This window comes from Natronosalvus amylolyticus, from assembly GCF_024298845.1.
GTDB lineage: Archaea > Halobacteriota > Halobacteria > Halobacteriales > Natrialbaceae > Natronosalvus > Natronosalvus amylolyticus.
In genome coordinates this window covers 334,454-356,770 of record NZ_CP101160.1, presented here as the reverse complement: position 1 = coordinate 356,770, position 22,317 = coordinate 334,454, and the positions used below count along the sequence as shown (strand labels likewise).

The window sequence follows — 22,317 nt, the reverse complement described above, 5'->3', positions numbered from 1 at the left end:
TACATACTCAGGCTTGACGAACCACTAAGCCCCCGTCCTCAAAGAGCGAACGGCGCAAGCGGTGAGTGAGTAGGCAGGGGTAGGTCACTCGTTTTCGCCGGTTCGTTGCCGGAGCGTTGCACCAACTGGGTCTCCCTCGAGTCGATCTGCGACGTCGTCGTTCTCGAGGGCGTCAGCGAGAACCTCGAGACACTCGTGATACACGCTCAGTATCGTATCGACATCTTCGTCAGTGTGGCTGTAGGTCGGAATATGGCCACCAGTGTAGAGGACGCCACGTTTGTGTGCCTCTTGCATGAACAGACTCCGTACCAATTGGTCGTGGTCTCCGTCTTCGTCGAAGAACTGGATGACGAAACGTGGTGGGAATCCGTGGGCGCGTGTCCGACCATCCAGGCCGAGTTCGCCGGCGATTTCGTTGTAACTGTGCATCAGCGACTCGCCCACTCGAAAGATGTGTTCGTGGACGTTCTCTTCTCGTTGGACGGTGATTGAAGCCTTTGTCGCCGCCAGGGACGCCGCATCGCCGGCGTACGTCATCGAGTAGAAGAAATCGTTGCGGCCGATGACCTCCATGAACTTTCGCTTGCCCGCAAGCGCGGAGATCGGGAACCCGTTTGCCATCCCCTTGGCGAAACACGCGAGATCGGGGGTTACACCAAAGTACTCCTGAGCGCCGCCCAGTGCGAATCGGAATCCGGTCAGCACCTCGTCGAAAACGAGTACCGCCCCTTCGCGGTCGGCGAGGTCCCGAAGTTTCTCGAGGAAGCCGTCTTCTGGCTCCTCGAGATTGACCGGGGTCGTCACGATTGCAGCGACGTTGTCGGGGTGCTCCTCAAAAATCTGCTCGACGCTCTCGATATCGTTGTACTCGAACTCTTCGGTATATTCGCCGACGGCGTCGGGAATTCCAGCGTCGAGGCCCGGTTTGTTGCTCATCCAGACGTCGGGCCAGCCATGATACCCCTGGGTCGCGATGACGTCTCGGTCCGTGTACGCTCGAGCCACTTTTGCAGCGAGGGTCGTGACGTCGTTTCCGCTCTTGGCGAAGCGAACCATCTCCGCGCAGGGAACGACATCGGTGAACAGTTCGGCGACCTCGACGTGGAGGGGATGCTCCATGGTGAACATCGTCCCCTCGTCAAGTTGTGCTTTCACGGCGTCGGTCACCGCCGGATAGTTGTGACCAAGCAATATGGGGCCAAGTGCGGCGTTACAGTCGATGTACTCGTTTCCGTCGGCATCCCACAGTCGACTTCCGTCGCCGCGAACGATGTGTGAAGGCGAAACGCCTTGCACGAACTGCGTCGGTTGTTTGCTACCGGTCTGGGTCGCACTCGGGATGACCTTCGACGCCCGTTCGACGAGTTTCTGCGACTGGCTTGTCGACCGGTCGCTCGACGCCAGCGGTGAACCTCTAGACATTACGGAAAACAGTGACTCCACTCTCTATTAAGTTCTTCGTTGCAGGGGATAGGTCCGGTTCTTCGTTGCAGAGATGCGGATGCTCGAAGCCGCCCATATATCAACGTACTGCACTTCCACAACCGGTACTTGTGGACTGTCAACATGGCGCGAAAACAGTTATGATGCTGTGTTAATCTCATACATGCAGTGATAAGATGAGACGACAGTCAGCAGTCTCGGACAGTGACACGTATCGAACCAAACCCGAAAGCGGCACGAATCGACGCGCCTTTTTGGCTGGAACCGCCGCAGTAGCGGCTGGATTAGCTATGACGGGGTCAGTTACGGCGGACGACGACTACGATGTCATCCTCGATATCGTCGACGATCTCGGTGCAGATAACACCGGCGGGGAACCGATTAACGATGCACTCGCCGACGCCGTCGAACACGATAGCGTGAAGGTCACGTTCCCATCGGGTGAATACGTGATTCACGAGGGTGAGGGCGGTGACGGATTTGCCCGCTGGGATTTCGGTGAGGGTGAGGAGGTCGCTCGAGTCGGGAAACTCGCACTCGTCGGGCAGGAGGATACGGTCTTACGGCCGCTGGACGGCGGTCGGCACAGTATCCTCACGTTGTGGGGTCGAGACATTACTGTTAGGAACTTCCGAATCGATCAAACCGGTCACGATACGTCGACGGGCATTACCACGGTGGCCGAAGAAAACTTGTTGGTCAGTAATATCCACTTCGACGGAAAAGTGACGGGCGACTACGTCGAGACACCACACTGGCAGAGCGACGACTACGACGAGAGCGTCGTTCCGGAGGATCCAACCTGTCTAATCCCCGGTTTACTCAACGAAGACGGCGTCGGCCGAATCGAAAACGTTCGCGCACCGGATGGTGTCGAATCACACAGCAGAAAGGGGGCCGTCTGGGTTAACTTCTTACACGCGGGTGACCTGCTGTTCGAAGCCTGTGAGTTCTCGAACTTTTCGGACAACGCTATTTACGGCTCGCCTCCGGGGCTTGCCCATGGAAATGGCGGATCTGTTCGCGTCGAAAACTGTTACTTCAAGAACAACAACGTCACCGCAATACGGCTCGGGACGCCGGGAAGCTATGCGAAACACTGTACGGTGGTCACTGAAGCCGACGAGATACCGGCGACGCCCTGGGGCGCGATTACGAGTCGAGCTGGGTGGGTCTGGTACGACTTCGAAGGCAGCTACGAGGATATCGACGTTATTCACAACCACCCCAATGGGCAGGGCATCGTCGAGGAGGGGAGTCACGACGGCTGGCTCGAGGTTCGGGACTCTCGTATCGAGCTGAACAACGGTGGCGCGAATGCAATTCGCTACGTCGATGGCGGCAGCCAACTCACTCTCGAGAACCTGAGCATTACCGGTGAGGCCAGTGGTGATGCTGCGATACGACTCGGTAGCTGTGAACTCGATGCCGAGAACGTCTGCATCCATCAGACTGGAAGCGGACGCGACGGCTTTTCGCTCTCGAGCGTTACTGGGACGATCGCAGACAGCGTCGTCGACGTTACCGGCGACCAGTTCGTCGCCAGCGGGTCAACCGACGTGGCGGTGACCAACCTGCACGACGCGGGTGACTGCCCGAGCGCGGATCCGAACCACGACTTCGACAGTGTCTCGGCTGGACCGACGCCGTCGCGTCCCGACGGCAGCGGCCGTGACGAAACGGTCACTGGAGACGCTGAAGGGGACGGCGACGGTGTGGAAGCGGACCACGATTTCCGCCTCTCAGACGTCGATATGGAGGAAGCAGTTCCCTACCAGGAAGGACCGTATCAGATTGGGTCGGCGACGGTGACGAATCACGGTGACGAAACCGCCACGGCTCCCGTCGGCGTGTGGAGCGATTTCTTCGAGGACTTCCTCGGTAGTGATGTCGCATGGGAGGAGGTGACGCTCGAGCCAGGTGAATCGACGACCGTGACCTTCTACCTCGATGGTGATATCTCCAGGCCTGGTGCGGTATACGAAGGGCTGAAGATTTCGACGCTGTCCGACGAGTACGTCTTCGACCTCGAAATTCTCGAGGGAGACGACGCCTCGGAGGAGGAAACAGACGACGCTGATTCGGGTGGCGACGATGATTCCTCGGAGGGAGAAACAGACGACTCGAGTGACGAGGAAACTACTGACAACGACGAAGCCGATACCGTTGTGGAGGATGATGATACTGGAACGGACTCTGACCAGGCGGTTTCGGCCGATGACGACGGCTCGCCGGGATTCACCGGCATCATCACGCTCGGTGCCCTTGCAGCCACGAGCGGAGCGATGATCCGTCGCCTTCGATCGGATAGCGACGAGCAGTAATCCGGTTTGATCACATACTCGACCCGACCGAAGAGTACGAATTCGGTGGCTCGGAAACGGGTTCACCGTTCGAATCCTCTCGAGACGCTGTGGGATACAAATAGTGTCCAGTATACCGGTTTACACCTCTCTCGGGACCGTCTTACGGTAGCGTGTGGAGGAGTTTCAATGGCTGCTATCGCTGCAAACCATGTGTTTCGAAAATAACGAGTTAAAGTTCGCCGACGTTCCGTTTGATCTTCTCGATCGCTCGCGGAATCGAGAGAATACTCTCGTCCTCAGCGAGTAAGGCCGTGTGGGAGAGTCTGATATTCGTCTCCATAATCTCCTCGACACCGGGCAAGTGCAGGTGACGGTTGACCGGAATGTCGGTTCCTGGCGGTACCATCGACCCAAGTTGGGCTCGGGAAAACGCCGGCTGTTTGTACAGTGGAAGTCCGTAGCCTGAACTGGCTGGGACGCCCTCTGCTCGAAGTGCCTCGAGGAATCGGTCACGTGAGGGACCACCGAACGCCTCCGCGTCGTAGCGGAAGTTGTACACGCAGTAGCCTCTGTCGGTGATCCGGTCGTCCTCGCGAAGGGTGTGAATACCTTCGATGGTCTCGAGTTCGTCGACGAGTCGGGCTTCGTTTTCCTGACGGCGCTCGTTTTCGGCAGGCAGTTTCTCGAGCTGGGCAGAAAGCAGTGCGCCTTGCAGTTCGGGGAGTCGATAGTTCGACGAGAGCATGGTGTGTTTGTACCCTGCACCCACTGGCCGACCGATGTTGTGAACGAGACTCGCCTCTTCTGCGAGTACCTCGTCGTCCGTCACGACGATACCGCCTTCACCGCCGGCAACGGATTTCGACTGCTGGAACGAGAACGTCCCAAAATCACCGAACGTGCCGACCTTCTGACCGCGCCAGGCAGACCCTTGCGCGTGGGCCGCGTCTTCGATGAAAAAGAGACCGTGCTCCTCGACGATTGGGAGCAACTCGTCCATGTCCATAGGATACCCACCGAAGTGAACGCCGACGATGCCGACCGTATCCTCGGTGATATTTTCGCGGACTGATTCGGGATCGATGTTGAACGTGTCCGGATCGACGTCGACGAATTTCGGTACACCGCCCATGCAGGCCACGGCGCTCGCGGTTGCGATGAACGTGTAGGCTGGAACGAGAACCTCATCACCTGGCTGCAGGCCTGAGGCTCGAAGCGCGAGTTCGATCGCGACGGTCCCGTTGCTCACGGCGATGGCGTGTTCGGCGTCGTGGAGGTCTGCAAACTCCTCCTCGAATCGATCGACCCAGTCCGCGCCGTCGATGATCCGACACCACTTTTCGGACTCGAGGCTGTCCATCACGTACTCTTTGCTCTTCTCTGTGCACTGAGGCCATCGTGGAATCTCGAGATCCGACGCGGCCTTCGGTCCGCCGTTGATTGCTAGCTTGGTCATTGATTCGGTGGCACCCACTGCTGGTGTGCCGGATTGATTGTACATTCGTAGAGTGGTACATGAGTCCATCGGTCATGGTCACTCGAGCGAAAACGATAGCAGCTCTGAGGCATACGCTTATACCGGTGGAATCGGTACCATTACGAGAAAGCACGCATGCCAACAGGAGTCACTATCCACGAATCCGAGAAGTGTTACGAAGGCTATACGCTTTTCAACGAAACGTACGAATTCCCCGAAAAAGCACCGGACGGGAAAGGGAAAATCTACCTGGTCGATATGGACGGTGAACCGGTTCACCGATGGGAAGTCGAGACCGCGGTGCAATCACACACTCGATTGTTACCCAACGGCAACCTCCTCTATCCGACTCGAGACCGATCGAATATCGAGGAGGCGGGACTCCGGGAACTCGACCCCGAGAGCAACGTGGTCTGGTCCTATCACTGCCGTATCGATCACGACTATCAGGTGATGGACAACGACCACCTCATGCTCCACACCATCACCGACAACATGGTTCCCGAAATCGGGCCCGAACTCAGGCGCAATCCGTACATCGTCGAAACCGACCGCGAGAAGAACCTGCACTGGGAGTGGTTCGGCGAAGACCACTACGACGAGCTTCGACAACTGCTTTCTGCAGACGACTGGGCATTCGTCGAAGAACGCATCGCGACTGATTACGCCTTCGACTGGGCGCACAACAACACGCTCCAGATCATCCCCGAGAACGAAACCTACCGAAAGGAACTCGAGGGTGACGGCCCCGTTCGCTTCGAGCCCGGAAACATCGTCTTCTCCTATCGGAGCGTGGACGTCATCGGCGTCATCGATTATCCGAGCGGCGAAATCGTCTGGGCGTGGGGGCCGAGCGAACTCGACGGCCAGCACCTCCCGTACATGCTCGAGAACGGCAACCTGCTCATCTTCGACAACGGCACCGAGCGCGGCTGGTCGCGCGTGATCGAAGTGGACCCACTTACCGAGGAAATCGTCTGGGAGTACAGGGGCTCGCCAAAGGAGGACTTCTACGCGCCGTTCATTTCCGGCGCACAACGGCTCCCGAACGGCAACACACTGATCTGTGAAGGAACGAAAGCGCACCTCTTCGAGGTCACTCCCGACGGCGAGGTCGTCTGGGACTTCGTTAGTCCGTTCGGTGAGGAGGGTTCGATGGGCAACGTCTATCGGTGCCTTCGGTACTCACCCGAGTACGTCGAACCGCTATTGAACTCGATATAAACGAGCGCGTACAACGATCGAATTTTACGATACTTTCGTAGCCTGGACCAGGTGACGCCGTCACTATACCCGATCAGTGACGATGACCGATTCCGTTTGCACGGACACGTGGTACTCGTCGACGATGATGTCCACCTCGGTTGCCTCACAACCGAGTTGTCGGTGTTCTCCCACCAGAGCGTCGAGCGCGTCGGGGTCGACGTACTCGTACAACGTGAAGTCGAACGCTTCTGGGTCACACCCTTCGTGGTCGGCGATGGCCATTACGACGGCCACGCTGGGAGTGACCTGTCCATCGTAATAATATTCCGTTGTCGGCTGCGCAGGTACATCTCTCTCGGTCATGCTAGTCACTTGTATGTCTACTGCAAACACATCGCGCGAGTGCTTCAATGTATGGTAACGAATCTGTCAGTATCGGGTCGGTTTATTCGACGTTCTGTCGACCTGGGATCCTTGAGGACCAGCTTTCATTCTAGGAAATTTCACTGCTTAATTTCCGATCGAATCGTCACCGGTGACGGTGCTCGAGGGTCGCTGCCCGCTCTTTGCGACCGGTTTCGCGAAGGTGCTTGGCATACGAGTCGAGGTGGCCACGGGTGTGATACGGACCGCCGTTCGCGATGTCGACCCACATCGGGTCGGTGGTCCCGTTCGGGGTTTTCGGATTCCCACCCCGCTGGTCCCGTGCGGCCTCGAGCATCCGTTTTTCGTGCCATTGTCCGAGTTTCGACAGCCCCGTTTCGACGATTTCGGGTCGTTCGTTCGCGAGGTTGGTCGTTTCGTGGGGATCCGTTTCGAGGTCGAACAGCATGACGTCCCCCAGGATGCTCTTGAACCCATCGTGGTAGGTTCGCAAGAGCAACCAGTCGTCCCAGCGAACCCCGCGCTGACACGCCCACGCTCCCTGACTGAGCACGAGATACTCACGACCGACATCTCGGTCGGCAACCGCAGTTGTGCAAGCCGGAGCGAACGAGTTCCCGTCCCAGCGAGCACCCGGTTCACCGCCAACGAGTTCCATCACGGTCGGTGCGAGGTCGATCTGGTAGTGAAAGTCATCGTTCACACCGGATTCGATACCCGGACCGGAGATAATCAGCGGGACGTTACAGGTCGTCTCGTCAGCCAGATGGTGGTCGCCATAGACGTTGAGTTCGCCCAGTCCTTCGCCGTGGTCGGCCGAGATGATGATCAGCGTTTCGTCGTAGACGCCTTCTTCTTTGAGGCGATCGAGAAGAAGTCCCAGGTGATAATCCATGTATCGAACGCCGGTATCGTAACCGTCAACCCAGGTCTTGAACGCATCTCTGGAGTCGATATCGAACTCCACGGGGACTCGAGCGAGATCGTTCCCTTCGTCGAAACGTGGGCTCCGATTAGAGAAGTGAAACGTGTCTCGGGCGCTGTGTGGTCCGGCATGGGTCCGCTGTTCGTCGATGATATCCTGGGTGAGCCACTCGGGAGCTGGCTCATCCGCGAAGGGGTCGCCGAACTCGGGTGGAGTCGCGTACGGCGTGTGTGGGTCCCAGAAATTGACGTGGAGGAACCAGCGGTCGCGGGTGGCGTGGCGATCGAGCCAATCGTCGACGTACGGCAGAATCTCGTCGGCGTTTGGCTGCCACAGACCCACTCGCTCATCGGTCCCGACCGCGTCCTGTATCTCGTTAAATCCTGCAGCCACGGTCCATGCCTGGTGTCGCTGGACGAAGGGACTCAGTGAGGCCGTGTAGTACCCTTCCTGGCGAAGCGCTCCCATCCAAGACTTCCAACCGTCGAGGTTCCGGAAGTTTCGATGCTCGCCAAGCGGCCGCGCATCCGCTGTGATACCGCCGTGGTTTATCGCACCCGTGTGAATGCCGAACCGCGAGGAGAACAGTGCCGTCCTCGAGGGGAGACAGGGTGCATCCGTCGCGTAGTAGTTGGTAAATCGCATTCCCGAACGAGCCAGTGCATCCACGACAGGAGCGGTGTCACGGTCGTACCCGTAACAGCCCAGATGGTCAGGGCGTAGCGAATCGACATCGATGTAGAGTATCTTCGCGGGTGTCTCGGTCATTGGCTGTCGGACAGGTCTCCCACTCGCGAACGCAACTCGGCGAAGGCTTCGCTTCCGTGTTCGAGGGACGCTACCGCATCGTCAGTTCGTCCATTTTCACAAATGAGCCACTCGGCGCCGTTTTTGACGGCCCGCTCAGCACAGGCATCGACGTCGACCGCGCCCGTTCCAACGTCGGCGTGAAGGAGATAGTCGTCGTCGGGAACCGTGTCTGTCAGATGAACCAGCGGAGCTTGTCCGGACACGACGTCAAGTAGCTTCAGTGCGTCGTAGCCAGCGTGAGTTGCGAGCCCAACGTCGGGCTGGAAACCGAAGCGACCGTCGGCTCGGTCGACGAAGACCTCGAACGCGACTTCGGGTCCGTCTTCCCCCGTGACGGTCCCGAACTCGAAGGTGTGGTTGTGATAGAGCAGGTCGATGTCGTACTCGGCGAGGGAGTCCGCGATTGCGCCGAGACGGTCGGCGGCGGTTTCGATTCCCTCGAGCGTTTCGAAGGCCACTCCATCGTAGGTGGGAATAACCAGCCTCGAGATGCCGACGGCCTCGCAAGCGGCCACGATATCGTCGAATTCTTCCTCGATTGTTTCGGCACGAGCGTGTGCGCTACAAACCTCGAGAGAACCCGTTGTGAGTGCCTGTTTCGTTCGTTCGATTCCATCGTCCGCTTCGAAAGCGTCGAAGTCTGCTTTGTACATCTCTACGCCATCGAACGAGGTTTGGCCCACGCGTGAAACGAGTTCCCAGGTCAGTTCGTCAAGGTCTTTCAACGTGAACAGCTGTATGGCGGTGCGTACCATATGCCACAGGAGACGAGCTGGGATAAAGTACTTTTGGACCAGTGACTGGGGTCATTGTCGTCACAGATCACCGATTGACTATCACGGAGCTCTCGCTCGACAATATACTGTTCTCTGATGAGTCTGGATCTAGGGCCGAGACAAACGGCGTTCGATGCAACCAATACGCTGGCATATCCTTACACGCGAAAAGCTAAGTGCCCATTATCGAAATGAAGGGCATGCGAACAGCTAACGTACTTTCGTACGCTCTCGACCCACCAACCGACGCGGTTGACGGTGATCGTGTCGCAACGAACCTGGCCCTCGTTCTCGAGTTGCTGGACGATGCGAAAAAGTACGATCCCGACTTCGTCTGTTTCCCAGAGTACATCCTCCAGTTACGATATCGCGGAGACGGACTGTCTCGGACGGAAGTAGCCGAACCCGTACCGGGCCCGGCAACTGATGCGGTCGCGGAGAAAGCGAACACCCTGGACAGCTACGTCTGGCTCCCGATGATCCAGCGTACAGGGGACCGATTGTACAACGCCGTCGTCCTGATCGGACCTGACGGTGCTATCGTTGGCGTCGCCCACAAAGCGGCACCGACTATCGGCGAAATGGACGAGGGGACCGCTCCCGGCGAACACGTAGGAGTCTGGGACACCGAGTTCGGCCGGGTTGGGGCGGCCGTTTGCTGGGATGAACGATATCCCGAACTCGGGGTCCGTTTCGCCGAAGAACGAGCGGACATCGTGTTTCATCCGACGACTGCCGGAGCGTACCAGCACTTTCTCACCTGGGCGAAGTACTACGGCTACCACCACGTTACCTGCGATAAGTACGTCGCTCGAGTTATCACTCCCACCGGCGCTCGAATCGCCGAAACGTCATCAGGGATGGGTAACCCCAAGATCACGTTTTCCGGCGGCGCGACCGCTCGAACCTCATTCGCCGCACTCAACACCGACTCTCGAACCTACGGAAGCTTTCAGAACCGGGACGCCATGGACTCGATTCGTGATGAGTACGGTGGGCGAGTGACCTTTCACGAACTTCCCGAGGTTGGGAACATCGTCATCGAATCTCTCGAACCGGGGCTATCCGTCGCTGACGTCGAAGCGGCGTTCGACCTCGAAACGATGTTCGCGTACGAAGAGCGAACCCGCGCCCGGGTGTTCGAAGAGACCGACAGCTCTCCGCTCCTCCCCTTCGAGTAAGCCCAGTCGTCTCGAGGAAAACCCGCTGTGTCGATACCAGGGCTGTCGTTGGTGCGCTCGAGAATGAGATTGATTGTTGCGTGGATGGTACGCCGTTTCGAATACGTATCAGCGTCGTCGGTATGCTCTGCCGATATAGTACGGGCCAGCGGCACACAATATCGAGTCACTCGATGGTCGCGATTCGTCGTTCGATCCGTTCTTTGAGGGTGTGGCTTTTCGTTGCCACTCCAGTGGTTTCAGCCAGTACCGGATACGTCACGTCGAGGTCTCGGTACAGGTACTCGTGGATGTCCTGTCGTTCTATCGGTCCCGAAAACGACAGCGTTTGCAACTGGCGCTGTCGTGTCTGAACGACCGCCTCACATCGACTTTCGACCGCCTCGAGGGATTCGTACAGGGAGACGAGGTCGGTAACGCGGTCCGTTTCACCGTATCTGGTTTCGATAGCAGAAAATTCGTCGTCGAGTGCGTCGAGTTCGGCCCGCTGTCGAGCCACTGCCTCTCGCTCTCTCCGGATAAACTCGAGGACGTCCTCTCGAGCGTTGTGAGCCGCCGTAATCGTTGCGAGCAAGGAGCCACGGAGTTGTGGCGTGAACACCGTATTGTGCCGGAGTGCTGCCGACAGTTCGGCGGTGAGTTCTCCCTCGAGGTGACTATCTATCGAGTTCTGGCTCTCTCCACCGGGTTCGATCACGTCCATAACGAGTTCGTGGTAGCGATCTCTGATGTGATGCAAGCCCGTCGTATGACTGGATGGTGTTGCCATCGAGTGTCCGTGGATGGCAACCGGAGTATGATGGGCTGCAACCGAAGTGCCGTGGGTAGCAACTGGTTCTGTATCGCCCGTCTGGGTGGCGACGAATTTTCTGAACCGGCGGAACGCTCGTTGTTCTTCCTGGAGCAAATTAGCCTCTTGCTCGAGGCAGGTGAGCGCGTCGTCACTGTAACGTCTCGACTGGGATGGAGTCATCGTCGTCTGTGAGATGAGTCACCGCGTAGCAAGTTAGCTTTTCTGTGCGATGTCCTAGTGTGTTCACTTCGGAGACGAGTTTCCGGTGATGGTAACTCGGGGTGATGCAGTCATCGGGATCGCCGAGAGTGTTTGGTCCTGCGCTCTAGTGTTAGCCTGAAAAGGTGGTGTTCTATAGTGGCTATTGAAACTCATTGCACACCCTATTGCAAGACGGCGTCGTGATAGGTGTCTAAATCGTTTCACTGGCTACTATAGCCACCGTATGAACGAGGCGCGGACCACCGACCGACTCACCTGGTATATCGTGGAGACTTTTTAAATCGATATCCGCGACGGTATCGGTAATCAGAGCGTCTTTCACACCCCATCAAATCCTGAAACACCGTTACCTATATTGCGATCACCGGCCGTAGATACACGGTAGTTACCCATGACAGTGCAACCGATGTGGAGGCCGAGCGTATCATGAGCGACGAACTCGCGATCATCGGCGGCCCGAAAACAGTCACCCTCGAGGACGAGCATGTGTTCTCGTGGCCAATCATCACCGAGGAGGATGAGGAGGCGGCTCTCGAGGTCCTTCGGGCGGGGACGATGTCTGACACCGGAATCACGAAGCAGTTCGAGGACGAGTTCGCCGACTGGCAGGGCTCGGCGTACACGCTCGGATTCAGTTCCGGGACGGCTTCGCTGCTGGGTGCGATGTACGGGGTCGGAGTCGGCGTGGGGGATGAAGTAATTGGTCCGAGCGTCACCTACTGGGCGGCCATACTCCCCTGTCTGTCGCTGGGCGCGACACCGGTGTTCGCAGACATCCAACCGGATTCTCTGTGTATCGATCCTGAGAGCTTCGAGGACCGCATCAGCGAACACACGAAAGCAGTCGTCGTCGTTCACAACTACGGCCATCCAGCCGACATGGACGAGATCGTCGAGATTGCGCATGCGCACGATATCGCGGTGATCGAGGATGTCTCCCACGCCCACGGTGGTTTGTACAAAGGCAGGAAACTCGGGACGATCGGGGATGTCGGTGCGATGTCCCTTATGAGCCGCAAGTCGTTCCCCGTCGGTGAAGGCGGGATTCTCGCCACTGACGACCGCGAAATCTACGAGCGAGCCGTAGCGTTCGGTCACTACACGCGCCACGGTGAGGACCTCGAGCGAGACGAACTTGCTCAGTTCGGCGGGCTTCCCTTCGGCGGCCAGAAACACCGTATGCATCAGATCAGTGCCGCGGTCGGTCGCGTCCAACTGAAACACTACGACGACCGCATGGCGGAGATTCAGGAGGCGATGGGTTACTTCTGGGAACTGCTCGACGACGTATCAGGAATCTCGATCCACCATCCAGAACACGAAGACAGCACCATGGGCGGATGGTACTCGCCGAAGGGACTGTACGACGCTGAAAAACTCGACGGGTTGTCGGTCGAGCGCTTCGCTGAGGCGGTGACGGCTGAAGGCTCTACCTGTCTTCCGGGATGTAACTACGCGTTGCACACGCACCCGCTCCTCCAGAAAGCCGACGTGTACGGGCACGGAAAACCGACCCGAATCGCGAACGCACACCGAGATGTTCGTGAATCGGAGGGGGATCTCCCGGTCGCTGAGGGGATTCAAGAGCACTGCTTTACGATTCCGTGGTTCAAGCGCTATGAACCGGAGGTTATCGAACAGCATGCCGACGCCTACAGGAAAGTGGTCGAACACCGGCATGAACTCTTGGACACCGGTGGCGAGCCTGCGGCCGCAACTCGAGTCAACGATTGACCACCTCGGGTTTCAGACGGTGCCCCCGAAACCGAACGATGGTGGGCGAATGCGCCGTTACAGCGTTACAACACACCGAGTACGATTCGCCCGTCCAGCGAGTTTCTGCAACACACTGTCTCGGGTGGTCGCGCTATACCCGACCAGAATCCCAGCAACCGACATATTTATATTTTATCTGCGTAACTCTCGAGAAGAGTCGAATACTCACGAGTAAGCTATGAAAACGCAAAATGCGGTACCTGAAACGGTCTCGAGCGAAGAGCAACTGGAAGCCCTCCTGTCGGAGCCGTATCCCGAAGACGTCGAATTCGCGCGGCAACTCGAGGGTGACGTCATCGTTCTCGGCGCGGGCGGAAAGATGGGGCCTACCCTTATCAGACGAATGCTTCGAGCAACTGAGGAGGCAAACGCCGACACGGACGTGTACGCAGTATCTCGCTACAGCGAGGACGGCCTCGAGGAGAAACTCCAGTCATGGGGTGCAAAGACGATCAAGGCGGATCTCCTGGAGGAGGGCGCACTCGATTCTCTCCCGGACTGTGAGAACGTCATCTACCTGGTCGGGATGAAGTTCGGGTCGTCGGGCCAGGAACCGTTGACCTGGGCCATCAACGCCTACCTTCCGGGACGGGTAGCCAGCCGATACAGTGACTCGCGAATCTCCGCGTTGTCGACCGGGAACGTCTATCCCCCCGTCTCCCCGGAGACCGGTGGCTGCACGGAAACTGACGACGTTGGGCCGGTCGGCGAGTACGCCCAGTCGTGTCTCGGCCGCGAGCGGGTGTTCCAGCACTTTTCGAAGGCCAACGAGACGTCGACGTGCCTGCTCCGCTTGAACTATGCTGTCGAGGCGCGCTACGGAGTCCTGCTCGATCTTGCGAAGCGAGTCTATGCTGAAGAGCCGGTTCCACTGGATATGGGCTACGTCAACGTGATCTGGCAAGGGGATGCGAACTCAATTTGTTTCCGATCACTCGAGTTGGCCGACTCGCCGGCAGATATCCTGAACCTCACGGGGCCGAAAATCCTCTCCGTTCGTGACCTGGCCGAGCGGTTCGCCGAGGAGTTCGGCTGCGAGGTGACATTCCAGGGCGAAGAAAAGGAGACGGCGCTACTCAACGACGCGAGCCGATGTACCGAACGCTTTGGGGAGCCGAAAGTTCCGATTGACGAAATCGTCGAACTCGTCGCCTCGTGGGTCGAACAAGACGGAACCACCTGGGGGAAACCCACGAAATTCCACGTTCGAGACGGCGAGTTCTGACCAGATTGACGGAGCGATCGAACACGATGGTGAACCGCACACCGAGACCACCCGTCGACCGAAACGGAGTTACCCGCCTCGATCCCCCTCCAACTGTCGATCGGGTGTGCAATGACTCGCCGTGGCTACTAAAGAGCCCGACCCTCACCGACCTCGAGAACGTCTTCGGACAGGTACCGATACGATAGGCTGCATCCGAGGCGAGCCTCGAGTTCCGTCAGTTAGCGTTCGAGTCGGTCTGCGGAAGTTGGTAGGACGAGAGAACATTCAATCTCGAAGACGAGCTATCAATCGATCGAGACGGTTCCGGCGCTTACTCGAGCAACGAAAGAATGGTTCCGCTGGCAACCCGCTCGCGTTCCTCGTCTTCCACGGGGAGGTTCTCGGTGTATTTGTAGTGAGCGTCGAAGACCAGCAGTGGCATCTTCGGTCCGGTCACGAGGCGGTCGACGCCAATGGTTTCGACGATGTTTTCGCCCTGGTACGCAAAGTGCATGAATAGGTCATCGAGAACGAATACCGTCTCGCCCGAGCGGACCTGATTGTTCATCCGAACGCCGTTCGGGTAGGACTCGGTTGTCTCGCGCTTGACCCGCTCGGCGATTGCCCACCCATTGGCGATGATGACATCCGTCTCGGGGCTCTTCCTGAGCTGGGACACGATAGCGTCGCCGTGGCTTTCTCCCCAGTGTTTCGCATTTCCTTCGAAATCGCGGAGGTTCACACGCGGATGGCGGCCGCGTTGGTCCTCGAGTGTCGCGATGAACATTACGGGGACGTCAAGGTCGACGCACTTGTCCATGAGGGCTGTGACAGCTGGATCGTGGATATCATAATCGTGATATAAAGGTAACAACCGGACACCCTGCATCCCGAACTCCTCGACGCACTCCTCGAGATCGGCTTCCCAGCCGGGGTATGTCGGGTTGATCGTCGCGAACGGAATCAGTCGGTCACGGTGACCGGATTCCTCGAGCGCCTCGTGGAGTCTTCGATTCCCGGCGTGGACGTTGCGGTACATCGCGCTCTCGAGCGAGGAGACGACCGCCTTGTCCACTCCCTTGCGGTCCATCATCGAGACAAGGTCATCGGGCGTTGCGTCGACGTCACGGAATGCCCAGTTGCCGACGTAAGCGTTCGCGTCGACGATTGTTTCTTCCCGCGGTTTCGCCCGTTCCCGGAAATGTTCAACAGACCGCTCGATTCCATCTTCGAGTTCGGCTTCCGAGAGCTTGTTCGGCGTCGAGGTGGGAATCAAGCGTTCCATATTGTAGGCGATTTCTGCCTTCTCCTCGGGGTTTAATTCCGCTCCCTCCAACTTGCCGACGCCCGGGAGGAGCCACGTGTCCGTGCCGTAGACGAGTCGGTCGACGCCGAGTCGTTCGGCCGCCATCTCGAGCACGTCGGTTTCTGTATTGCTCCCGCTGGTGTCGAGGTAGACGTTGTCGTAGCTCTCGATGGTCTTGATTCGCTTTTCCCAGAACCCGCCGGCGCCGATGTGGCCCGAAATGAGGGTTAGTTCAGGGTATCGTTCGGCGAGCGCGGCGACGTCCTCGCTGTAGGCTTCAGTTTCGTCCCATCGGTGTTTGTCGTCGGAATGCCGTTCCATTACGTGGGCGATGATCGGGACGTCCATTTCGATGGCCGCCTCCACCAGCGGGAAGAATTCCGGATCCGCGATGTTGACCGGCGTTCCTATGAAGTGGTGTTTGAGGCCAATCAGGCCGTCTTCTTGCACGGCCCGCTTAAATTCCTCGACGGCTTCCTCACCGAGTCGCGGGTCGACCCGCGCCCAGCCATAGAAGATGTCCGGATGTTCCGCCTGGAATTTTGCGACGGTGCGATTCGCCTCGTAACACGCCTCGATAGTCTGCCCAACCTCTCCGATCAGACAGATACGGTCGACGCCCTGTTTAGCCATCTCTCCTCGAACCTGGTCTGCTCTATCGGCCCGCTTGTCAGGGGTGGTCGTGTCTTCGGTCCACAGGTGAAAGTGACTGTCTATCATCCCTACTCTCGGAAAGCAGCAGTCACGTAAAGGTATTCCGCACTTCTTCGTTTCTTCCGCCTTAATCATCGTATGCGGTCGGCTTCACCTGCGACACTCACTCGAGCGCCCCCTCATCGGTGAAGCGGTGACTGACTGTCGAATCCCGTCCTAACTGCTCGATTGACAGTCATCCGGGTCTCCGAGATCGTCCGGTCCGGTGCCGGTCGGGGATAGCTCGCCGTTTTCGACGAATCCCTCCGGTCGCCCCGAAAGGCGCTCGACCATCGTCTCTCGACCGCGCTCGAGGTCCGCTTCGTAGGCGCCGTCGTTCGTCAGGTCGCGTTCTTCTCCGGGGTCCTCCTCGAGGTCGAACAGGAGTTCGCTGCCAGTAACGGGATTCCAGACGTACTTGAACCGCCCGTCGATTAGATACTGCGTGCCATTCTCCGGATCGTAGCTCCCGGCGGCGTGCTCACCGTGATACCATTCGCGCCAGTCTTCGCGGCCGGGGTCGTCAACCAACTCGAGCAGGTTTCCTCCCTCGACGGTCTCCGGAACGTCGACACCGGCGACGTCGAGTAACGTCGGCATCACGTCTTCGAGGCCTACCGGTCGGCCGATGAGCTGTTTTCGCGGCAGTTCCATCGAATCGGGGAAGCGCATCAGGAGGGGTACACGGGCGGACCCTTCGTACGCGTAGGTCTTGCGCCACATGTGGTGGTCACCGAGCATCTCGCCGTGGTCTGAGAGGAAGATGATGAAGGTGTTATCGAGTTCGCCCATCATCATCAATTTATCCAATACCCGTTTTATTTGGTGGTCTATGTGGGTGATGAGGCCGTAGTAGGCTGCCCTCGCACGATGGACGATGGTCGGTGGGAGATCGGCGACCCAGGCATCGATTGCGGGATAGTCCGGTATTTTGTCGCCGTGTTCGTCGTCGACCCAGTCGCCCATGTACGGGTCAGGCGTTTCACGGTCGACGTACATATCCCAGTACACCTGTGGCGGGTCGAACGGCGTGTGCGGACGAACGTACGAGAGGTTGAGGAAGAACGGCCGCGTGTCGTCCCGTTGATCGAGGAACTCGAGGGCCCGCCAGGTGGTCCAGTTCGTGGGGTGGTGGTGTTCCTCGAGGTGCCACGGGCGTGGATCCCAGGCGTTTCGTCCGAGACCGTGGGACAGTTCATCGTACAGGCCGTCGCTCTCTTGCTCGAGCCAGCGCGTGTAATCGTCGTCAGGATGGGAAAACAGCGCCTCGTGTTGTTCCATGTCCTCGAAGCCGACGTGGTTGCGGATCGGAATCGAGTGAATCTTTCCGGTGAGTTTCGTCTGATAGCCCGCGTCTCGTAGCTCCTGGGGAAGCACGTGTTCGAACTCCCACGGCGTGGTAACCCAACCGGGGGCACCGTTGGTGAACGGTGTCTGTCCGGTGAGCAGTGACCGACGCGCAGGAATACACGAGGGGGAGGGGGTATATGCCCGAGTGAACATGGCCCCGTTCTGGATCAGGTTGTCGATATTGGGTGTGTGGACCAGCGGCCGGCCGTCCGAATCGCGCGGTGAATCGGGGTCTGCACCGATACAATCGCCGCGGTGCTGGTCGGTCATGATAAACAGGATGTTCGGTCGATTCGCCATACCTATGCCACTAACCCGGAGCATATAATTCTACGTACCGGCGGAGTGCCAGCGGTGAGTCGCGATGGAGCCTACGGAGGTTGCCGTCAATCAGTCGCGTGTGGCGAGTATATTGTCTGCAACACGTTGTGTGACGGTTGCGCTACCATCGGTCAGTGACGATAGCAGACTCTATTAGCAGTTGTCTCGATGACAAATACCTGGTTGGATATTTAAAAACTGCACATATGAAGCTATTTGTTGTCAACATAATTCAAATAGAGTTATTTACCGAATCTTCTATGTGGTAGGTGCTGACAGGCATGCCAGTAGACAACACTTCACGAAGCACGGTCTCGAGTGGTACAGACGGACAGATATCCCATGATGCGAGCCAGTCTATCGATCGTCGAACCTGCCTTCGATTGGCAGGTGCCGGACTCATAGCGGGTCTCGCAACCGGAGTTTCGGGCGTTAGTGCTACCGAAGACGAATACGACGTCGTGCTCGACGTCGTCGAAGACCTCGGTGCGGACAACACCGGGACGGAACCGATTAACGATATCCTGACAATCGTTGACGAACACGATTCGCTACGACTACTGTTCCCCGAAGGAGAGTATCTCCTCGAGAACGGACCAGGTGGTGATGGGTTCGCTCGTTGGGATTTCGGCGATGGTGACGAAGTCGGACGGGTCGGAAAACTGGCCCTCGAGGGACGAGGAGACGTTACCCTTACCCCGCCTGATGGCGGACGACACAATATTCTCACAATCTGGGGCCGAGAGGTATCCATCGAGAACTTCCGCATCGACCAGACGGCTCACGACACTTCGACTGGAATCACGGCGGTTGCTGAAGAAAACCTGTCACTGCGAAACCTCCACTTCGATGGCAAGGTGACGGGCGATTACGTCGAAATTGCACACCCCAGTGACCCAGCATACGATCCTGGTGCTGTTTTACCCGACCCATTTTGTGTCATCCCTGGTGTTCTCAACGAGGATGGAACAGGTGTCGTCGAGAACGTTCGGGCACCCGACGGGGTCGAATCACACAGTAGAAAGGGGGCTGCGTGGGTCAATCTCCTCCACGCGGGGGACCTGCTGTTCGATAACTGTGAGTTCTCGAACTTTTCGGACAACGCCATCTACGCCTCGGCGCCTGGGACGGGTGGAGCAATCCACGGCGACGGCCGCGTCCGCGTCGAAAACTGCCATTTCGAAAACAATAACGTCACCGCAATTCGGCTTGGAACCCCAGGTAGCTACGCGAAAAACTGCACCGTCATCACTGAGGCTGGCGAAATACCAGCAACGCCGTGGGGCGCGATCACGAGTCGAGCAGGCTGGGTCTGGTACGGCTTCGACGGCACCTACGAAAACATCGACGTCGTCCACGACCACCCCAACGGAGAGGGTATCCTCGAGCATCCGAGCAATGACGGCTCGCTCGAGGTCGTCAACAGCAGATTCGAACTCAATCGTGACGGTCGACACGCCGTCCGATACCTCCAGGGTGGCGACACACTCAGGCTCAACAACGTCCGTGTCTCCGGCGAGGCAGGGGTCGGCTCTGCACTGAACCTCGGAAACTGTGACGTCACTATAAACAACTTTTGTCTCACCCAGTCGGGTGCTGATCGAAACGGGATTAGCCTCCAGAACGCCAGCGGCAAAGTGAACAACCCGTCCATCGACGTCTCCGGCGAAGCGATCGTCATGGACGAAGAGAGCACCGTGACGGTACGAAACCTCTCCAAACGGAGGCGCTGTCGATAGAATACCAGTGGATCTCTGACTGACAAACTCGCTTATCGTGATTGTGTCCCCGAGCAGCTGTCCAATGTGTTCGAGGAGGGGCGCAATAACGGTCGAAACGGCAACTCGAGTCGAGCGCTGTACCGGGAAACCCGTCCTCGAAACTCGAGCCACGATCGTCAGAAGTGATCGAAAGCCATTGGACATCCTCCCGACAGATGAGTCGCGATAGGTGGTGGAATGTTTAATTGCTACTATCGACCGCGGAGAGCGCCTCGCGGGCTTCTGGGCACCACCAGCATCCTGGCTCGTCACACAGCAAGAAGCCAGGATCGGAGTCGAGAACGTCCAGTGCAACTTCGAGAAGCGCTGCACCCTCCCCTACCTGTGCCGGTGCCTGGCCGACACGACCACGGGTGAGAATGCCCGCCTCGTCCGCGACTGCCTCGAGCACCGGGAACCCCTTTCCACAACCGACCTTCGACGCGTGAACGGTTCCGATGTCTCCGCTCTCTTTTCGAACAAGTACTTCGTTCGTCCCGGTCTTGTACGGCAATTCTGCGAGCGCCTCCGCGACGTGGAGGGTCGAATTCCGTTCGTGACCGATACCGAGCAGGAGTACCTTTCCACCCCGCTGAGCGAGTCGATGGAGCGGACTGTCTCGACCCAGCGATTGATCGAGTTCGTGACCAGCCGTGAGCGCTTCGGCTGCCGGACCGAGAGCGGCAACCGAGTGCGTGGGGTGGTCGCTCCGGATAGAATTCGGTCGAGTCCGAAGCGTTTCGGTAACGGCACCGGTTTGGGATGGGGTTCCCTCGCGGTCGAAGGGCTCCTCGCGAACGACGAACGGAGTGAATGTCGGCACGACGACAGTACCTTCGACGCCAACCACCGTTTTCAAAGCGTCGACGACGGTGTCGGCACCGCCATCGACCCAACCGAGACTCGAGAGCGAACTGTGGACGACGAGTTCGTCGCCAGACTGGAGACCCAGGGCTCGCAGGTCCGCCACGAGGTCATCACCGGTGACTGTCGACTCCGCTGGTATAGTCTCGTCGTCGGTCATTTCACTCTCTCGTGGTTACGTCAGTTCCACGGTGACGCGACCGTCGAAGTTGAGCAACACGTCCTGTGTCGTATCCCCGAAAACCACCTTTCCGGTTGGTGACCGCTTACGTCCACTGATGAACACGTGGTCACAGTCGTACTCGGAGGCCGTTTCGAGTATCGCCTCCGCACGGTCCTCGTCGGAGACGGTCACCACCGATCGGTGGGAGACCTCCAGATCGTCGAAAACCTCTTCCACGAGCGAATCAGCTGCCCTGGCGGCCGATTTTCGAACGGTATCTTCGCTGTACTCTGTGTGTTCGACGTTGGCAATTGCCTCGAGCGTTTCCAGGTCGGATTCGACGTCTTCGGTCGATAACAGTGCCAACAATAGTAGTTCGGCATCGACGCCTGCAGCTAACTCGCCCGCCTCGCGCAGCAGGGCGCTTTCGGAATCTCCATCGTCAAGGACGATCAGTGCTCGTTCCATACCGATCCGTTTCGGGTCGTATCTTATAAACGTTCAGTTACTCGTTGTGCAGCGATCTCTAAAGTGAATTTCTGCGTGGCAGTTTCGGGAAATTTTGGCGATCCTTCCAGGCTGTGGATTACGCAACAACCTGTTCGATGATCGCTTCCCAGACGTCGGGCAAGCGCACCCACTCGAGGAACTCGAGCGGTGCCCAGTGTGGGGCACAGTCGGTTGCAAAGGCGAACGCCTGGCCGTTGCCGTGTTCGCCGACGACGAGGAGCGGGTCGTTTCCGACGGCGGCCCAGACATCGGCTTCCGACTTCGCTTCGAGTCGGTTGTACCCGAGTATCGAAGGCCATTCATCTGGAATGGACGTCGGGCCACCCGTTCGCAACGGTGCAATCCCTCCTGGGACCTCGATTCGATCGTCGTGGGAAGAAATGTGGACGGGAAGAACGTCCGCCAGCGCGGTATGGGCGTAGCGTGCCTGTCCGCCCACCCCAGCGAAGCTCATGTAGCCGCCGATCATACCGACTGCGCCCCCGTCGTGAACGTACGACTCGAGCAGCCGACACCGGTCCACATCGGTTTCGCCAGCAGCGACGCGTGGGGTGATCTGGAGCGTGTCTGCCCCGATGTCACTGAGTATAACGAGGTCGTACACGTCGAGGGCCTCTCGAGAGCGGGGAAATTCCGTTTCGGCGACGTGACACGGTTGAAAATCGACAGTGGCTCCTGCAGCCTCGAGTGCGGCGATCAGATGGTCGCCTGCTTCCTCGTAGGTCGAATCGGTGAGGACGTTCCGACCTTTGATCTCGAACGAAAGTGTCTGCCAGGACTCCCCAGCGAGCAACACCCGCGGACCGTCACCGTCGTCCGTTTCACGGTTCTCTGAAGCCAT

General features: G+C 58.3%; 17 protein-coding genes. 6 read left to right on the top strand and 11 right to left on the bottom strand.

Annotated elements, in window-relative coordinates; all coding sequences use genetic code 11:
• Positions 1–84: 84 nt before the first annotated feature.
• The gene (locus NLK60_RS19230; RefSeq protein WP_254810899.1) at positions 85–1,425 is read right to left on the bottom strand and encodes an aminotransferase class III-fold pyridoxal phosphate-dependent enzyme; all 1,341 of its coding nucleotides are present in this window, start codon (positions 1,423–1,425) and stop codon (positions 85–87) included.
• Positions 1,426–1,736: 311 nt separating this feature from the next.
• On the opposite strand from NLK60_RS19230, the gene NLK60_RS19225 reads away from it, so the two are divergent.
• Complete coding sequence (locus tag NLK60_RS19225) at positions 1,737–3,770, top strand: hypothetical protein (protein ID WP_254810898.1); 2,034 nt, start codon at positions 1,737–1,739, stop codon at positions 3,768–3,770.
• A gap of 211 nt (positions 3,771–3,981) precedes the next feature.
• Here the strand turns inward: NLK60_RS19225 and NLK60_RS19220 are convergent, their stop codons facing one another.
• On the bottom strand, positions 3,982–5,208 hold the full coding sequence (locus NLK60_RS19220; protein ID WP_254810897.1) for a DegT/DnrJ/EryC1/StrS family aminotransferase: 1,227 nt from the start codon (positions 5,206–5,208) through the stop codon (positions 3,982–3,984).
• 156 nt (positions 5,209–5,364) lie between these two features.
• Between NLK60_RS19220 and NLK60_RS19215 the strand changes: the two genes are divergently transcribed.
• Entirely contained in the window at positions 5,365–6,453 is a 1,089-nt protein-coding gene (locus NLK60_RS19215; protein ID WP_254810896.1) for an aryl-sulfate sulfotransferase, read from the top strand.
• A 63-nt stretch (positions 6,454–6,516) separates the two neighbouring features.
• Here the strand turns inward: NLK60_RS19215 and NLK60_RS19210 are convergent, their stop codons facing one another.
• The 3 genes from NLK60_RS19210 to NLK60_RS19200 form a co-directional block, all read right to left on the bottom strand.
• Positions 6,517–6,798 (bottom strand): HalOD1 output domain-containing protein, encoded by a 282-nt coding sequence (locus NLK60_RS19210; RefSeq protein ID WP_254810895.1) that lies wholly within the window; start codon positions 6,796–6,798, stop codon positions 6,517–6,519.
• A 166-nt stretch (positions 6,799–6,964) separates the two neighbouring features.
• Positions 6,965–8,512: a sulfatase family protein gene (locus NLK60_RS19205; protein ID WP_254810894.1), complete on the bottom strand. Its 1,548-nt coding sequence runs from the start codon at positions 8,510–8,512 to the stop codon at positions 6,965–6,967.
• Positions 8,509–9,309 (bottom strand): sugar phosphate isomerase/epimerase family protein, encoded by an 801-nt coding sequence (locus tag NLK60_RS19200; protein WP_254810893.1) that lies wholly within the window; start codon positions 9,307–9,309, stop codon positions 8,509–8,511. The genes NLK60_RS19205 and NLK60_RS19200 overlap by 4 nt, the downstream gene beginning before the upstream one ends.
• Before the next feature lie 221 nt (positions 9,310–9,530).
• Between NLK60_RS19200 and NLK60_RS19195 the strand changes: the two genes are divergently transcribed.
• Positions 9,531–10,511 (top strand): carbon-nitrogen hydrolase family protein, encoded by a 981-nt coding sequence (locus NLK60_RS19195; protein WP_254810892.1) that lies wholly within the window; start codon positions 9,531–9,533, stop codon positions 10,509–10,511.
• 166 nt (positions 10,512–10,677) lie between these two features.
• Here NLK60_RS19195 and NLK60_RS19190 read toward each other — a convergent pair whose 3' ends face one another.
• Entirely contained in the window at positions 10,678–11,484 is an 807-nt protein-coding gene (locus NLK60_RS19190; protein ID WP_254810891.1) for a DUF7260 family protein, read from the bottom strand.
• Between the two features lie 468 nt (positions 11,485–11,952).
• On the opposite strand from NLK60_RS19190, the gene NLK60_RS19185 reads away from it, so the two are divergent.
• On the top strand, positions 11,953–13,260 hold the full coding sequence (locus NLK60_RS19185; RefSeq protein ID WP_254810890.1) for a DegT/DnrJ/EryC1/StrS family aminotransferase: 1,308 nt from the start codon (positions 11,953–11,955) through the stop codon (positions 13,258–13,260).
• Positions 13,261–13,480: 220 nt separating this feature from the next.
• Positions 13,481–14,527 (top strand): NAD-dependent epimerase/dehydratase family protein, encoded by a 1,047-nt coding sequence (locus NLK60_RS19180; protein WP_254810889.1) that lies wholly within the window; start codon positions 13,481–13,483, stop codon positions 14,525–14,527.
• Positions 14,528–14,840: 313 nt separating this feature from the next.
• Here the strand turns inward: NLK60_RS19180 and NLK60_RS19175 are convergent, their stop codons facing one another.
• Positions 14,841–16,535: an amidohydrolase family protein gene (locus NLK60_RS19175; protein WP_254810888.1), complete on the bottom strand. Its 1,695-nt coding sequence runs from the start codon at positions 16,533–16,535 to the stop codon at positions 14,841–14,843.
• A gap of 150 nt (positions 16,536–16,685) precedes the next feature.
• Positions 16,686–18,158, bottom strand: coding sequence for an arylsulfatase (locus NLK60_RS19170; protein WP_254810887.1), 1,473 nt, complete (start codon positions 18,156–18,158; stop codon positions 16,686–16,688).
• A 302-nt stretch (positions 18,159–18,460) separates the two neighbouring features.
• Between NLK60_RS19170 and NLK60_RS19165 the strand changes: the two genes are divergently transcribed.
• Positions 18,461–19,918: a right-handed parallel beta-helix repeat-containing protein gene (locus NLK60_RS19165; RefSeq protein WP_254810886.1), complete on the top strand. Its 1,458-nt coding sequence runs from the start codon at positions 18,461–18,463 to the stop codon at positions 19,916–19,918.
• A 223-nt stretch (positions 19,919–20,141) separates the two neighbouring features.
• On the opposite strand, the gene NLK60_RS19160 is transcribed toward NLK60_RS19165, so the two are convergent.
• The 3 genes from NLK60_RS19160 to NLK60_RS19150 all read right to left on the bottom strand — a co-directional run bounded on the left by NLK60_RS19160 (position 20,142) and on the right by NLK60_RS19150 (position 22,317).
• Complete coding sequence (locus NLK60_RS19160; RefSeq protein ID WP_254810885.1) at positions 20,142–20,963, bottom strand: AAC(3) family N-acetyltransferase; 822 nt, start codon at positions 20,961–20,963, stop codon at positions 20,142–20,144.
• A gap of 15 nt (positions 20,964–20,978) precedes the next feature.
• A complete protein-coding gene (locus NLK60_RS19155) occupies positions 20,979–21,434 on the bottom strand; it encodes a universal stress protein (protein WP_254810884.1) in 456 nt (151 codons plus the stop codon).
• 118 nt (positions 21,435–21,552) lie between these two features.
• Complete coding sequence (locus tag NLK60_RS19150) at positions 21,553–22,317, bottom strand: glutamine amidotransferase (RefSeq protein WP_254810883.1); 765 nt, start codon at positions 22,315–22,317, stop codon at positions 21,553–21,555.

Excerpts from the sequence above, each read along its gene's own strand:
- NLK60_RS19230 (WP_254810899.1), bottom strand. The coding sequence starts at position 1,425 with ATGTCTAGAGGTTCACCGCTGGCGTCGAGCGACCGGTCGACAAGCCAG.
- NLK60_RS19225 (WP_254810898.1), top strand. The coding sequence starts at position 1,737 with ATGACGGGGTCAGTTACGGCGGACGACGACTACGATGTCATCCTCGAT.
- NLK60_RS19220 (WP_254810897.1), bottom strand. The coding sequence starts at position 5,208 with ATGACCAAGCTAGCAATCAACGGCGGACCGAAGGCCGCGTCGGATCTC.
- NLK60_RS19215 (WP_254810896.1), top strand. The coding sequence starts at position 5,365 with ATGCCAACAGGAGTCACTATCCACGAATCCGAGAAGTGTTACGAAGGC.
- NLK60_RS19210 (WP_254810895.1), bottom strand. The coding sequence starts at position 6,798 with ATGACCGAGAGAGATGTACCTGCGCAGCCGACAACGGAATATTATTAC.
- NLK60_RS19205 (WP_254810894.1), bottom strand. The coding sequence starts at position 8,512 with ATGACCGAGACACCCGCGAAGATACTCTACATCGATGTCGATTCGCTA.
- NLK60_RS19200 (WP_254810893.1), bottom strand. The coding sequence starts at position 9,309 with ATGGTACGCACCGCCATACAGCTGTTCACGTTGAAAGACCTTGACGAA.
- NLK60_RS19195 (WP_254810892.1), top strand. The coding sequence starts at position 9,531 with ATGCGAACAGCTAACGTACTTTCGTACGCTCTCGACCCACCAACCGAC.
- NLK60_RS19190 (WP_254810891.1), bottom strand. The coding sequence starts at position 11,484 with ATGACTCCATCCCAGTCGAGACGTTACAGTGACGACGCGCTCACCTGC.
- NLK60_RS19185 (WP_254810890.1), top strand. The coding sequence starts at position 11,953 with ATGAGCGACGAACTCGCGATCATCGGCGGCCCGAAAACAGTCACCCTC.
- NLK60_RS19180 (WP_254810889.1), top strand. The coding sequence starts at position 13,481 with ATGAAAACGCAAAATGCGGTACCTGAAACGGTCTCGAGCGAAGAGCAA.
- NLK60_RS19175 (WP_254810888.1), bottom strand. The coding sequence starts at position 16,535 with ATGATAGACAGTCACTTTCACCTGTGGACCGAAGACACGACCACCCCT.
- NLK60_RS19170 (WP_254810887.1), bottom strand. The coding sequence starts at position 18,158 with ATGGCGAATCGACCGAACATCCTGTTTATCATGACCGACCAGCACCGC.
- NLK60_RS19165 (WP_254810886.1), top strand. The coding sequence starts at position 18,461 with ATGCCAGTAGACAACACTTCACGAAGCACGGTCTCGAGTGGTACAGAC.
- NLK60_RS19160 (WP_254810885.1), bottom strand. The coding sequence starts at position 20,963 with ATGACCGACGACGAGACTATACCAGCGGAGTCGACAGTCACCGGTGAT.
- NLK60_RS19155 (WP_254810884.1), bottom strand. The coding sequence starts at position 21,434 with ATGGAACGAGCACTGATCGTCCTTGACGATGGAGATTCCGAAAGCGCC.
- NLK60_RS19150 (WP_254810883.1), bottom strand. The coding sequence starts at position 22,317 with ATGGCTTCAGAGAACCGTGAAACGGACGACGGTGACGGTCCGCGGGTG.